At 35.7% G+C, this 13,280-nt stretch carries 14 protein-coding genes; 9 read left to right on the top strand and 5 right to left on the bottom strand.

What is annotated here, in order from left to right; all coding sequences use genetic code 11:
* Positions 1-780: 780 nt before the first annotated feature.
* The 5 genes from ACTQ5K_RS10455 (at position 781) to ACTQ5K_RS10435 (ending at position 4,610) form a co-directional block, all read left to right on the top strand.
* Positions 781-1,065, top strand: coding sequence for a hypothetical protein (locus tag ACTQ5K_RS10455; RefSeq protein WP_026675551.1), 285 nt, complete (start codon positions 781-783; stop codon positions 1,063-1,065).
* Between the two features lie 124 nt (positions 1,066-1,189).
* Positions 1,190-2,770, top strand: a complete 1,581-nt coding sequence (locus ACTQ5K_RS10450) for a DNA primase family protein (RefSeq protein WP_441993903.1) — start codon at positions 1,190-1,192, stop codon at positions 2,768-2,770.
* Between the two features lie 395 nt (positions 2,771-3,165).
* Positions 3,166-3,378: a hypothetical protein gene (locus tag ACTQ5K_RS10445; RefSeq protein ID WP_031536992.1), complete on the top strand. Its 213-nt coding sequence runs from the start codon at positions 3,166-3,168 to the stop codon at positions 3,376-3,378.
* A 273-nt stretch (positions 3,379-3,651) separates the two neighbouring features.
* Positions 3,652-4,053 carry a hypothetical protein gene (locus ACTQ5K_RS10440; RefSeq protein ID WP_031536991.1) on the top strand — a complete coding sequence of 134 codons (402 nt, stop codon included), beginning with the start codon at positions 3,652-3,654 and terminating at the stop codon, positions 4,051-4,053.
* 74 nt (positions 4,054-4,127) lie between these two features.
* Positions 4,128-4,610: a hypothetical protein gene (locus ACTQ5K_RS10435; RefSeq protein ID WP_031536990.1), complete on the top strand. Its 483-nt coding sequence runs from the start codon at positions 4,128-4,130 to the stop codon at positions 4,608-4,610.
* A gap of 399 nt (positions 4,611-5,009) precedes the next feature.
* Here the strand turns inward: ACTQ5K_RS10435 and merA are convergent, their stop codons facing one another.
* Genes merA through merR1 form a run of 5 tightly spaced genes read right to left on the bottom strand, consistent with a single transcriptional unit; the run spans position 5,010 to position 8,002 of the window.
* On the bottom strand, positions 5,010-6,650 hold the full coding sequence (gene merA, locus ACTQ5K_RS10430; protein ID WP_031536989.1) for a mercury(II) reductase: 1,641 nt from the start codon (positions 6,648-6,650) through the stop codon (positions 5,010-5,012).
* Between the two features lie 15 nt (positions 6,651-6,665).
* A complete protein-coding gene (merP, locus tag ACTQ5K_RS10425) occupies positions 6,666-7,004 on the bottom strand; it encodes a mercury resistance system substrate-binding protein MerP (RefSeq protein WP_031536988.1) in 339 nt (112 codons plus the stop codon).
* A gap of 17 nt (positions 7,005-7,021) precedes the next feature.
* Entirely contained in the window at positions 7,022-7,324 is a 303-nt protein-coding gene (gene merT / locus ACTQ5K_RS10420; RefSeq protein WP_031536987.1) for a mercuric transport protein MerT, read from the bottom strand.
* Positions 7,321-7,590 carry a hypothetical protein gene (locus tag ACTQ5K_RS10415; RefSeq protein ID WP_035416349.1) on the bottom strand — a complete coding sequence of 90 codons (270 nt, stop codon included), beginning with the start codon at positions 7,588-7,590 and terminating at the stop codon, positions 7,321-7,323. Before ACTQ5K_RS10415 ends, merT begins: the two co-directional genes overlap by 4 nt.
* Positions 7,591-7,603: 13 nt before the next feature.
* Complete coding sequence (merR1, locus tag ACTQ5K_RS10410; RefSeq protein ID WP_031536985.1) at positions 7,604-8,002, bottom strand: mercury resistance transcriptional regulator MerR1; 399 nt, start codon at positions 8,000-8,002, stop codon at positions 7,604-7,606.
* Positions 8,003-8,250: 248 nt separating this feature from the next.
* On the opposite strand from merR1, the gene ACTQ5K_RS10405 reads away from it, so the two are divergent.
* From ACTQ5K_RS10405 to ACTQ5K_RS10390, 4 genes are all read left to right on the top strand, one after another.
* The gene (locus ACTQ5K_RS10405; RefSeq protein ID WP_031536984.1) at positions 8,251-8,820 is read left to right on the top strand and encodes a recombinase family protein; all 570 of its coding nucleotides are present in this window, start codon (positions 8,251-8,253) and stop codon (positions 8,818-8,820) included.
* 1 nt (position 8,821) lies between these two features.
* Complete coding sequence (locus ACTQ5K_RS10400) at positions 8,822-11,773, top strand: Tn3 family transposase (protein WP_031536983.1); 2,952 nt, start codon at positions 8,822-8,824, stop codon at positions 11,771-11,773.
* Positions 11,774-11,952: 179 nt separating this feature from the next.
* Positions 11,953-12,210 (top strand): hypothetical protein, encoded by a 258-nt coding sequence (locus ACTQ5K_RS10395; RefSeq protein WP_031536982.1) that lies wholly within the window; start codon positions 11,953-11,955, stop codon positions 12,208-12,210.
* A 186-nt stretch (positions 12,211-12,396) separates the two neighbouring features.
* Positions 12,397-13,218 (top strand): tyrosine-type recombinase/integrase, encoded by an 822-nt coding sequence (locus tag ACTQ5K_RS10390; RefSeq protein ID WP_026675557.1) that lies wholly within the window; start codon positions 12,397-12,399, stop codon positions 13,216-13,218.
* Positions 13,219-13,280 lie beyond the last annotated feature (62 nt).

The following is a 13,280-nucleotide window of genomic DNA, read 5'->3' as shown; positions in this document are numbered from 1 at the left end:
CTACAAATGCTGAATTAAGCATGTACAAAAACGCTCGTTTAAAGATGTACATTTTTGATTTTCCCTGTATATTACAACTTTACATGGAGTGGCGGGTATGATAGCCTTGGTTGGCTTGCCAGCCCTTGTTACTGCTGGCTTTTTAGCGGCATAATCATGCCCGCAGAGGCTCCGTGTCAAGTTGTAATTATGCACTCACTTGTATAGAGAGCCGTATAACGGTCAAAAGTGTACATGCTTATATAAGCAAAAATGTACATTTTGATACAGACATTTACATTTACACAATTGATTTCTAAATTTTGTTGGAATTTTTTATGTAATTTCCTCAAGTATAGACAGAAAGTCGCTAATAACCCCAACATCCATATAACCATGATGGAAGTCAGATAATCCAAACAAATTCAATGTTTTTGCCTCTAGTTATCTGGTTATTGTTAGTAATTTCTAATTGGGAGTAATCTACAAGTTTTGCTATATGTATATGATCTCTTTCTGTGACTGTATTTGCTTTCGGTTTTAACATAAGTACTTCAGGTTGGTGTGGTATTTGAGAAAAACAAGAATCTACAGAATTATTATAAAAGGCTTCGAAATTTCCCTTTATTTCCGTACAAAATAGCTATCAAATAGTCCCCCTCAGTAAAATACCCTTAGTATCAATATATCCATAAAGTTAATTTAAATATTAAAGAAATAAATTTTTATATGAAGAATTAGCAGGTGAGCATCTATCTTTGTTTAATAGAAACGTTGTAAAGTAAAAAGGAGGTGAGAGCATTGCCAAAGTATTATCCAAATTTTAAAACCGGAGAAGTAGTGGAAGCAAAAAAATTATGGGGAAAGAATAAAATTGATTTGTATAAGGAAGGGTATCTAGTTAATTTCTTTAAATCTAATCAATATAATGGTCAAGAGTATTTCATATTAAGAAAAAAAGTGGGGGATTATTATCAATTTGAAAAGGTTAGCAGATATGGTACCACAAATAAATTACCTTTATTTCTAATTAAAGGTTGGACAATTGTTAAGGCTCCTGAAGGAGTTGAACTTAGAAGAGATTAAACTACCAACATGCATGTATTTTTAAGCCATCTAACAGGTCTTCACAACACAATAAAAAGCATACATATAAAACACAATATACACTCCTAAACCCTGTGTAATGAGGAAAGGGGAGTGATGTAATATGGCTACATCTAAAGAATTTAAAAACAAAGTTACACCACCAAATTGGAGTAATATTGATGGAGAAAACAATCAAGAAATAACAGTTTCTACTGAGGAACTAAATAAAAAAGTTGAAGAATATGAAAAAAAGGATTTAAAACAAGTCTCAATAAAAGACACAGAAAATCTCCCTATCTGGAAGAGTGTCTTATACGACGAAGACGGAAATGAATATATTGGACCGAAAGGATTTAAGGTAGAATACATAGATAATGAAGTTCGACTTGTTGGCCCATTTTTAAGGAAATCAGATAAAGGCTTTAGTTATATACATCGAGGTTTTTTGTCGGAATACCTCATAAAAAATGTTCCTGTCATCAATTCAACGGGAAAGTTATATTTTTTTGATAATGGGGTGTATAGACCAGCGAATGAGAATGAGGATAAGGGGATAGTAAAAGAGTTATTAACACCTGAATATGCTAAGTCCCAGGTTATAAATGATGTTGTTCAATTGTGGAAGATAGATAGTCGAATTAATAAGTTTCCGCACGAAATAAATAAGTATCCCTTTAAGTTAAATCTTCTAAATGGAACATTTGATTTACAAACTTGGGAGTTTACTAAAGGTCACTCAATAGATAACTATTCTACAATTCAAATACAAGCAAACTATGATCCGAACGCTAATGGAGAAAACTTCAATAAGTTTATTAATAGTGCAGTACCGGATAAAGAACTTCAAATGCTGCTGCAGGAAATGGTAGGGTATTGTTTAACTCCATTAACAGATTCCAAAAAGATGATTTTCATATTTGATGGACCGGGAGATGCAGGGAAAAGTACTTTTATCACAGCAACTCTAGAGAATCTCTTAACCGATAATGCTAAATCACACATTCCATTACAAGACTTGTCTGATAATGAGTACAAACAAGCAGAATTGTTTGGGAAGGTTGTCAATATATTTGCTGATCTACCCGCTAAAGGAATTAAAGATAATGACTATTTAAAAGCGGCTACCGGGAATGATAGGATATCTGCACGAAGACCATATGGACAAGTATTTGAGTTTTATAATAAAGCAAAGTTTGTTTTCTCCACAAATGGTCTACCGGATAATTACAGTAAAGATACTAGTGATGCTTTTTACAACAGGTTAAGTATTATCCCTTTTAAGCATGTACCTGCAAAAAAAGACCCTCACCTGAAGGAAAAATTATACAAAGAGAAGGACGCTATCCTGCTTTGGATTCTAGACGGACTAAGAAGATTGATACATGAAAATAATTTTAAGTTTACAGAAAGTAGGGAATCTAGTGAACTAGTCCAAAGATACAGAGAAGAGAATAATCCTGTAATGAAATTCATGAATGAACATTGCGAATTTAATCCAGATGCTGAGACAGCGCGTATTAATCTGTTTACAGCATGGCAAAATTTCTGTGAACAAAATGGACACATTGCGGGAAGTCAAACAAAGTTTAATAAAAAAATTGAAAGTATATATGGTAATCTGGTTAAACGTAGCCAAATGAATAACAGTAGAAGGACTAAGTCTTGGAAGGGTTTAAAACTACTTGATTTTGATGAAATTTAAATTGCAGACGGGTATTAAACCCGTCTTTAATTTTGTAAAAATAGAACCCAAGTTGAACCAATCTTGAGCCAATAATGAACCAAGTGTTTGCAAGCGAGAAAAGGGTTGAGCCAAATGAACCAGTTTAATTATTAAAACAGTAGTATATGTGAGGTGTATACAAATAATCTCTTGTAGTTTTGTAATGCTTTTCAAAATGGTCATTTAGGTAAATAGTAGTTCAAACGGCTCAAGTATTGATACTAATAGAATCGCAAGGCTTAAAACTAGTTCAACAAAACATCCAAAAGTGGTTCAATGCTTCTTGTGATTCCTTCCAAAATAAAGGTAAGAACAAGTGTTTGTTTAAGTGTATAAGTAGAAAGATTACACTAAAGATACTTGGAGGGATTCTCTTGAAAAACAAGGATATACTTCGTAAGAAGGCTGATTATGAACTAATAACGTTTAACCATTTTCAGTACAATTTCTTCATTGCAAGATTTAAGAAATGCTTTTTATTGCCAGATGAAACTGAACCATTCTTCTATTTCATATATGTACTTAAAGAGGATTACAGAGTGGCAGGCAAAAAAAGGGAAAGACAAAAATTGAAAAGTATAATGTAATGTGTTTTAACCAAGATTTTAAAGATTTTAACCAAATGATTTTGCTGCTTTGTCCGATTTTGGAAGAGTATATACTAGAGCCAGATGTTCGATACAAATTAATCAAGTTAGCGCGAAAGTTACATCCATGTCAGTAGGGACTAGTCCCTGCTGTTTTTTTATTTTTAAACAAGGGTTGTTATAAGTTATGTCTAATAGAAAGGTATATGAAAATTCCGTTAAGGTCTGGTCAGTTTTTAACAATCAATTTAAAAATGAAAGGGGAGGATTTTGATGAATCAAAAAGTAGAAATTAGAAGAAATATAGTTGTTGAGAAGTTAGTGGAGTTAAACTTATTTCATGCAAGATACGGTTTGAAAGTAAAGGGTTACATATATAACGATAGGGATGAGGAGTTGGAAGGAGTACTTATAGAGGAGCGAAGAAGCCTAGGCGAAGAGCCGAATGTTTATCTCCTATCAGATATAGAATATACAAACATTTTGAATGGTTTCTATAATTATGATTTAAAAGAGGCGAAGAGGTTACTGTTACAAGATTGTACATTTTCACTTGCTAGAAACGATAAAACAGGTTTTTATCAGTTTACTTTTATTCGATCTATTAATGATATTTTTGTTTTTATGTGTTCGAAAGAAGAAAGAGATTATTTATTCAATTTTTTGATAGGTTAGTTTATAGTTGGCCCTGATATTATCTTTAAGACGCGCTATAATGTATGTAATTAGTAATTGGGGGTGACCTAAAATTGAAAGAGATTAATTCGAGAATAAGATATTTGGCATTTCTTATATTCTGGACGCTGCTAATTGGTGGAATTAGTTCTGTCATGTTGTATCCTATTAATCATTTCACATTAAAAATTGATATAGTTTTCTATTATTCCTTATTCATATTAGCATTTGTAAGCAGTGGAATATTTTATCACATATTTTATTCTGTAATTATTTTTGGAAGTGCCGAAAATCCTAGTGAGAAAAAGGAAAGATTTTGGGATACATTATCGATTGTTATATTTAGTATAATTGTATTAATCTTTGGCATAATCGTTTATTTATTATCAGGTATTCTGGCTTATGGTATTGTGACATTCTTTGTTTGTCTTAGTGGAGTATATACTTGGTGTTTGCCAATGCTTGACATAAAAAAATTGCTAAAAGAAAGAGAACAGAAATATAATAAAGTGTTTATTGATGAAAATGGTCATAAGCGTATGTGGTTTAAAGTTTAAAAAAGTATGTCTCCTAACAGTATTGTTGGAAGTAGACATACTTTTTTATTTATAATATGTCCCTTATTGCTTTGCTAATGGTGAAAAAAAAATTCAACCGAAAAAAATGCTACAGAGTAAAAATGAGCGATATTGATAAGGAAAAAAATGAAAAAAATAGGTCGTGCAAGAAATCGCTTAACATTTAATCATTTTGCAGATAAAAAAAATCAACTGACCGATTTTGGGGGAAATGAAGAAATAACAACAAATAATTAATTGAACGAGACGAAAAAAATAAATAACTAAAGTAGGGGTCCTACCAACAAAACGCGGAAAACATACGCTAAGCAAATTTCGACATGAAAAAAGCCGATTTTTCCTACGCTAAGGAATCATCGGCTTGATATTAAAAGATAGTTATCCTGCACAACAAGATAGTTTGGATACATCTTTGTCAAACGTTAGAGCAGCCAGCTTCAGTCCTTCTGCCATTGTCAAATATGGTGCAAGGGTTTCGCGAAGATCCTCTACGGTTAAACCGAATTTGACAGCTAATGTCGCTGCATAAATCACGTCTCCTGCGTTTTCTGCAACCACATGAGCCCCTAATATTTTTAACGTTTTCGCGTCCGCGACCAGTTTAAACACACCTGTTGTTTCCCGATTAACCAGTGCTCTTGGAACGGCATCTAACGGCAAAACGGATGTTTTCACTTCATATCCTTTCTCTTTCGCCTGTTGCTCCGTTAAACCAACCGTTGCAATTGCTGGAGCTGTAAATGTAACCCCCGGAACCACTTCTAAATTCAGCTTTTTGTTCAGTCCACCGATAGCATTTCCTGCCGCAACTCCACCTTGATAAGCTGCTACATATACAAATTGAGGACCAAGCGTGACATCTCCTGCTGCATAGATGCGTGAATTCGTTGTTTTTGAATACTCATCGATTACGATTTCACCACGGGGGCCTACTTCAACGCCTGCATCCTGTAAATTCAAGGTTGCCGTGTTTGGTGTTCTTCCTGTGGCAACCAGTAATTGATCTGCCTCAATGATTCGCTTCTTGCCATTTACCTCAACATGGACCTTTTTAATGTCTCCATCTTGTTCGATTCGTTCAAAAGATGCTCCCGTCACTAAGTTGACCCCTTGTTCTGTCAAGGCTTGCGTGATTGCTTCTGAAACCTCAGGATCGTATTCCTTTAACAAACGCGGGCTTCTTTGCATCAATGTGACTTCTGAGCCTAGATTATGGAAGAGTTGTCCCAATTCCATCCCGATATAGCCAGAACCGATGACCGTAAGACGCTTAGGAACCTTCTTTAATTCAAGCAGAGTTGTGCTTGTTAAATAATCGACTTCATCCAGTCCAGGAATGTTTGGCACTGCTGGTGAAGCACCTGTCGCGATTAAGAATCGTTTGGCTGACAACTGAATGCTATTGACTTCAACGGTTTTTTCATCTACGAATTTCGCTTCGCCTTTGATTAATTCAAAGCCGTAGTCATCAATCAAATCCACATATTTTGAGTTTCGAAGATCCGTCACCAGTTCATTTTTCTGCTTGATCAATGGTGCCAAATCAACGTCACCAGCTGACGTGTGCAATCCGATGAATGGATTATTTTTTGCCAGATGATTGATTTCGCCAGCCCGAAGCAAAGTCTTTGAAGGAACACAGCCGATGTTCACGCATGTTCCACCAACCGTACCACGTTCAATGATTGCCACTTTTGCTCCGTATTTCACGGCTTCGATGGCAGATGAAAAGGCAGCCCCACCAGAACCGATGATGATGTAGTCATAATCACCTTCATCACCTAACTGCATCATTTCTTGCGATTGTACTTCTTCTGCTTCGCCTGGTTGATATTTCGCTTCAGCAATCGCTTTTTTCGCTGTTTCAACCTCTAAGCCATTTGGTAGCTCAAATACAGCTTCGCCACGGCGAAAATCTACTTCAATCCCTCTTGCACCCATGTTTTCAAGAGCAACAGCTACATGCTCTTCACAACCCGTACAAGTCATTCCTTGAACGTTCACTCGATATTTTTTCATGTTAACTCCCTCCTTTTATTCGACTCCAAGCCCGAAATCCGAAACTGCCGTCTTAATTGCCTGTAAATCCGTTTTCTTATCATTAAAGGAAACCGTTACTTCGCCCTTGCTTCCACTGACTTTAATGGCTGTTTTGCTAACGCCATCTATCTCTTCCAGGACGCTTTCTACAACAGACGGCGGACAACAATCCATCCCCAAAACCGTGAATGTCCCTGTTTTAGTTGTTTCAATGGTAGCTTTTACTTCCTTCTTAGCATCTATAGTATTTTGTGCTTCTTTTTCGTTGCTACACGCACTAACCACTAACAGAAGGGATAATAGCATCATAATCCTAATTATTTTTACGCTCATATAAAGCACCTCATTTTTTATAGTCCACCTTCAACTAGAAATAAAAAAAGAAACATGCAGAAAACGAAAAACGTCGTGATCCATAAGCCGATGATAGAACTCTTCCTTTTGCCTTTTCTCCCGTAAACCATGTAAAAGGAGTATGCAAGAAGGATGATGGTAACGATGCTGAACAATAACCGATACTTCAATGAGTAGAAGGCGATTGCTCCTGCAAATCCAGTTAATCCAAGAGGAATAAAAATCAGTGGACCCAAGCAGCATGCAGCCATACCAAAAGCTGAAAATATAGTGGCTAACTGTGACACTTTTTCCTTCATGATTTAAACCTCTTCATACTGCAACAATCATGCGTTGTTGTTTCTTTCGTTGTTTCATTTTTAATTTCTGGGTTCAGTTTTCTCCATCCTTTGAAAAGGGTGAAAACAAATAACAGACCCATCACGATGAAAATAACATCTTTAAATTCCGTGAAGTATGAGCCCAGTGCCGTTCCCGCAAACAACGGAAGCAGTAAAAACAAATGGCACGGACATGTGATTAGTGCGACAAGAAACCAACCTGAACTTTTTATTGTGTTTTTCATCCTGTTTCACCTCTTATTTCTTCATCAGTGTTTCAATAATGGGACATTCGTAAATATCTTTGTTTTCGGGACATCTTTCTTTAAGATCCATCAGCATTTGTTCAATTCTTTTGAGATCTTCAATTTTACGCTGGATGTCCTCTATCTTAAGAACGGTGAAATCATACATATCACGGCACTTTGCTTCATCGCGATCAACGACTCCTAGCAACTTATCAATTTCATTTAGCGTAAAGCCTAGTTCCTGCATCCTCTTTATGAAATTCAATCGATCGACCGTTTGTTGTGAATACATTCGGTATCCCTTTTCGGTACGATTAGGCTCTGGAATTAACCCTAAACGTTCATAATATCGAATGGTCTCTTTATTAACGCCGCACTTTTCAGCCAGTTCTCCAATACGAAATTGCATTTATCTCACCTCATATAAAGTATAAACCCTGTACCATAGTACATAGTCAATATATATATTACTCCCTTCAATTAAATGATTCCAATGCCGAAAACGACCGTTTTTGGTTAAAAACAGAGAACTTCTCTAAAACCTCAAAAACTACTTAAAATGCATAACCAAAAATATGACCAAAATCTAAATACCAATATATCTATTACAAACCCCTTTTTGGTATAGTTAGGACATTAAAAAAGGGGGAATTCTTGTTGAAATTTGGATATGCACGTGTCAGTACACAAGATCAGTCATTATCGTTACAACTCGATGCATTGACTCACTACGGAGTGGACCAGACTTTTGAAGAAAAGGAGTCAGGCAAGAGAAAAAACCGTCCGCAGCTTGACGAGCTTCTTAAAGTTTTGCGTAAAGGCGACACGGTAGTTGTCTATAAATTAGACCGTATCAGTCGTAGTACCAAACATTTAATTGAGCTTATGGAACATTTTGAATCAAAGGGTATTCATTTTGTCTCCATACAAGACAAGATTGACACGACAACTGCTATGGGACGATTCTTTTTTAGAATGTTGGCCAGCATAGCAGAATTAGAACGAGATATTATTAGTGAACGAACGAAAGATGGATTGACGGCTGCTAGAGCTAGAGGAAGAAACGGAGGCAGACCGAAGGTTGATTTAAAGAAAATAGAACTTGCTATAAAAATGTACGAAAGCAAAGATTACTCTTTATCTCAAATTAAGACGGCAACAGGGATTGGAGCGACAACCTTATATCGTTATCTAGAAAAGAAAAAGATATCTAGCAAGGAGTTGTAGCATGAGAGGGAAAGAATTACTAACAGAAGATCAAAGAACGGAATTTGTACGAATTCCAGCTGATATGAGCGAAAGTGAACTAGAAACTTATTATACTTTTTCACAATATGACCTTGAAATTATTAAACGACACAGAAGAGATCATAATCGTTTAGGCTTTGCTGTTCAATTATGTGTTCTACGCTACCCAGGATGGTCCCTTTCAGATGTTGGACCTATACCAGATTACATAATCCAATACATAGCTGGACAAATAAATGTTAATCCTAATTCATTTTCTTTATATGCCCAACGAGAGCCAACTAAACATGAGCATATGGAAGAAATCCGTCAAGTTTATGGTTATCAAAATTTTTCCCTAGGGAACTACCGCAAGGTAGCTCAGTTTCTGTTGAATCATGCCCTTCAAAATGGAAATTCAATGTATCTTCTTCGTACAGCACAAGAAGAACTACGGAATCAGAAAATTATTCTCCCTGGTATGACTACTATAGAAAGACTTGTTTGGGAAACTCGTCAACGAGCAGAGGAAAGAATTTTTAAATCATTAACTTGTACTCTATCTAAATGGCAAAAACAAAAGTTAGATAAACTTATAGATCCATTTGTAGACAATAGAAAAACCCCCTTAGCATGGCTTAGAGAACTTCCCGGACACTCTTCACCTGAAGCCTTTTTAAAAGTAATAAAGCGCTTAGAATATATTCGAGATTTAAAATTAGAAATAAATTCAGAACATATCCATCCCAATCGTTTACTTCAATTATCTCGTATTGGAGCAAGGTATGAACCACACTCATTTCGAAGGTTTAAAGAAAAAAAGAAATATGCAATTCTCGTGGCATATCTTGTGACTCATAGTCAGGATTTAATTGACCAAGCAATTGAAATTCATGATCGACAAATGATGATCTTGCAATCAAAAGGACGTAAAACACAAGAAGAAATGCAAAAAGAAAATGGAAAAGCAGTGAATGAAAAAGTCGTACATTTTGCAGATATTGGTTCAGCACTTATCCAAGCACGAAATGAAGGGCTTGATCCATTTAATGCTATTGAAAAGATTATGCCGTGGGATAAAATTGTTTCTTCCGTCGAAGAAGCTCAAAAATTAGCCCGACCGATGGATTACGATTATCTAGATTTGTTAGAAAATCGTTTTTCTTATCTAAGAAAATATACTCCTACTTTTCTTAAGTCTTTTGAATTTCGTTCTACACAAGGTACAGAGCCACTATTGCAAGCCTTAAAGACGCTAAATGAAATGAATGAATCTGGTAAAAGAAAAATTCCAAATGATGCCCCGGTAGATTTTATTCCTAAACGTTGGAAGAAGCATGTTTATGGTGATGATGGAATAATTAACCGACACTATTACGAGATGGCTGCACTAACAGAGTTGAAAAATCATATTCGTTCAGGCGACATATCCGTAGTCGGTAGTAGACTTCATAAAGATTTTGAAGAGTATCTTGTTCCTAAAGAAGATTGGACAACAACTCGTCTTACGGATACTAAACTAGCCGTTCGTTCATCGGCAGATGAATATCTTGAGGAAAGAAGAAAGTCACTAGCTCAACGCCTTACATGGGTTTCAAATAATCTTGATTCTTTAGAAGGAGTAACTATCGAAAAGGCTAAGATCCGATTGGACCGTTTGGAGAAGAATACACCCGAAGAAGCGAGAGCTTTTAGCCTGTCTTTATATAATATGTTGCCAAGAATAAAGCTCACTGATCTTTTAATGGAGGTAGCACACTGGACAGGATTTGACGAAATGTTGATACATGCCTCAACCAATCGCCCGCCAAAGGGAGAGGAAAAAGTTGTTCTCATGGCTGCTCTCATGGCGATGGGAACTAACATAGGACTTACTAAAATGGCAGAAGCGACACCAGGAGTTACTTATCATCAAATGGCTAATGCAGCACAATGGCGTTTATTTGATGATGCTATAAGTCGTGCACAAGCGACATTAGTAAATTTTCAACATAAGCTTAAACTAGCTTCCTATTGGGGAGATGGAAGTACCTCTTCTTCTGATGGAATGCGCGTACAGGTTGGTGTTTCATCGTTACATGCCGATGCCAATCCACACTATGGGTCTGGAAAAGGGGCAACCATTTATCGATTTACCAGTGATCAATTTTCAAGTTTTTATACGAAAGTCATTAATACTAATGCTCGTGATGCTGTCCACGTTATTGATGGATTACTTCATCATGAGACAGATTTAAATATTGAAGAGCATTTTACAGATACAGCTGGCTACGCCGACTCAGTATTTGGATTGAGTCATTTACTAGGATTTCGTTTTGCACCAAGGCTACGTGATTTAGCTGACTCTAAGCTATTCACGATCCAAACGCCAAGTGAATTCCATAAATTAGAAAATATACTCCGTGGTCGTATTAATACAAAAATTATTCAAGAGAATTTCGATGACGTATTACGTGTAGCTCATTCTATTCGAGAAGGAAAAGTGTCCGGTTCACTTATGATGGGGAAATTAGGGTCGTATGCGAGACAAAATAAACTTGCAACTACTTTGCGAGAAATGGGGAGAATCGAAAAGACCATTTTTATTTTGGATTACATATCTAACGAAACACTACGCCGTCGAATTCAACGGGGACTAAATAAAGGAGAAGCGATGAATGGGTTAGCGAGAGCCTTATTCTTTGGAAAACGAGGTGAGTTGCGGGAACGAGGAATACAAGACCAGCTACAACGTGCAAGTGCTTTAAACATTCTAATTAATGCCATTAGTGTATGGAATACCGTTTATCTTACAGAAGCAACAAAACTATTGAAGGAAAAAGGGAATTTGAGAGAAGACTTACTTAAACATATTTCTCCATTAGGATGGGAACACATTAATTTTCTTGGTGAATACAACTTTGATGCAAGAAAAGTAACAAGTCTACATTCCCTACGCCCTCTTCTTCAATAATATTAAAGGCCGATGATTCCTTAGCGTAGGAAAAATCGGCCTTTTTACCTCGGAATTTCTCTTAGCGTATGTTTTCCGCGTTTTGTTGGTAGGACCCCAAGTAAAACTTATTATAGAAGGTTTTAGAAAAGAAACAAACAAGATGAACTATATAATTCAAAAAAGGAGTGTGCTTACAAATGAAAAATTGGGTTGATCTTCAGCAAGATATTTTAGAAGCTAAAGAACTATTTGGAGAATTTATCAGTTGGTTAGAAATTGCTTTCCGCTGGTCATTCTTTTCTGTGATTATTTTATTGATTGGCTGTGTAATTATCAAATGGCTTCTTCAAAAGAATAAGATGGTTGGAGAAATCACGTTTGGTATGTTAATTGGTTTTTGCTCAATGTGGATATTTGGTAGTTTTGTTATTTCATTTTTTGCATATACAAACTGAAGCTGTGCTTCAGTTTGTATATGGACATTATTTTTTCTATAGCAATTTCGTAGAATATTTGCATAGAATAGGTATTCCATGCAATTAGTTAACAAAATAACAGTAAAAAGGAAATGAATTATGGCAAATAACAGTAAAAAAATATTGCATAGAATTATTTATGCCAAAAAATCTGGAGGAGAGAATATGATTAACCAATTTGTAGAAGAAGCACTGAGAGGAAAATCAGAACAGACAATTAAGACTTATGTTCACTCAATTAAGCAATTTAGTGATTGGTTGGAAGGGGCTGGAGCAGATTTATCAAATTACGCGAGAAGCGACGTTCAACAATACATTGATTATTTAGTGAGTAGACGCAAGAGCCCAGCAACAGTAAATAAAATTTGGAATGCGATTAAGAAGTATAGCAAATGGTCTCAACAAGTGAATACAATAGAAGATATTTCGGTTGTTAAACCTACTAACTATAAAAATGAGGCCCCTAAAGCACTAGACAGGTTAGAATTGAATAGGTTGATACGAGAAATTGATAGAACTGAGAATAAAAGAGATATGGCTATTCTACAAGTATTGTTAAATACAGGTTTACGGCTTTCTGAATTGGTTGCCTTAGATATATCAGATATCGAAGTAAGTGAGAGAAAAGGTCAGGTTACTGTAATTAAAGGAAAAGGAAACAAACAGAGAACAGTTCCACTTAATAAAGAAGCACGAAGAGCATTAGTTAAATATCTTGAAGAAAGGTCTGACAATGAAGAAGCACTATTTCTATCAAATAGAGGTAAAAGAATAAGTGTTAGAACAGTGCAATATTTAATAGAAAAGCAGGGTTTCAATGTTCATGCTTTAAGACATACTTTTATAACAGGATTAGTTCGAAGTGGACAGGATATCAGCGTAATCCAATCTTTAAGTGGACATTCAAGCGCTGACATGATACTTAGATATTCTGCTCCTACTCCTGAGGACAAACAGATTGCAGTAGAAGAAATTTGGACTAGGTGACCTTTACTAGTTTTATTAATCATTAATATTTGAGATCAATTATTATAATGGCTAATAAAATT

The sequence above is a fragment of the Niallia sp. Sow4_A1 genome (assembly GCF_052116745.1).
GTDB lineage: Bacteria > Bacillota > Bacilli > Bacillales > Cytobacillaceae > Niallia > Niallia hominis.
The sequence above is the reverse complement of the archived record's forward strand: the minus strand, read 5'-3'. Positions and strand labels throughout refer to the sequence as shown.

Coding starts and splice junctions, on each gene's coding strand:
- ACTQ5K_RS10440 (WP_031536991.1), top strand. CDS start 3,652: ATGAATCAAAAAGTAGAAATTAGAAGAAATATAGTTGTTGAGAAGTTA.
- merR1 (WP_031536985.1), bottom strand. CDS start 8,002: ATGCAATTTCGTATTGGAGAACTGGCTGAAAAGTGCGGCGTTAATAAA.
- ACTQ5K_RS10390 (WP_026675557.1), top strand. CDS start 12,397: ATGATTAACCAATTTGTAGAAGAAGCACTGAGAGGAAAATCAGAACAG.
- ACTQ5K_RS10400 (WP_031536983.1), top strand. CDS start 8,822: ATGAGAGGGAAAGAATTACTAACAGAAGATCAAAGAACGGAATTTGTA.
- ACTQ5K_RS10450 (WP_441993903.1), top strand. CDS start 1,190: ATGGCTACATCTAAAGAATTTAAAAACAAAGTTACACCACCAAATTGG.
- ACTQ5K_RS10395 (WP_031536982.1), top strand. CDS start 11,953: ATGAAAAATTGGGTTGATCTTCAGCAAGATATTTTAGAAGCTAAAGAA.
- merA (WP_031536989.1), bottom strand. CDS start 6,650: ATGAAAAAATATCGAGTGAACGTTCAAGGAATGACTTGTACGGGTTGT.
- merT (WP_031536987.1), bottom strand. CDS start 7,324: ATGAAGGAAAAAGTGTCACAGTTAGCCACTATATTTTCAGCTTTTGGT.
- ACTQ5K_RS10415 (WP_035416349.1), bottom strand. CDS start 7,590: ATGAAAAACACAATAAAAAGTTCAGGTTGGTTTCTTGTCGCACTAATC.
- merP (WP_031536988.1), bottom strand. CDS start 7,004: ATGAGCGTAAAAATAATTAGGATTATGATGCTATTATCCCTTCTGTTA.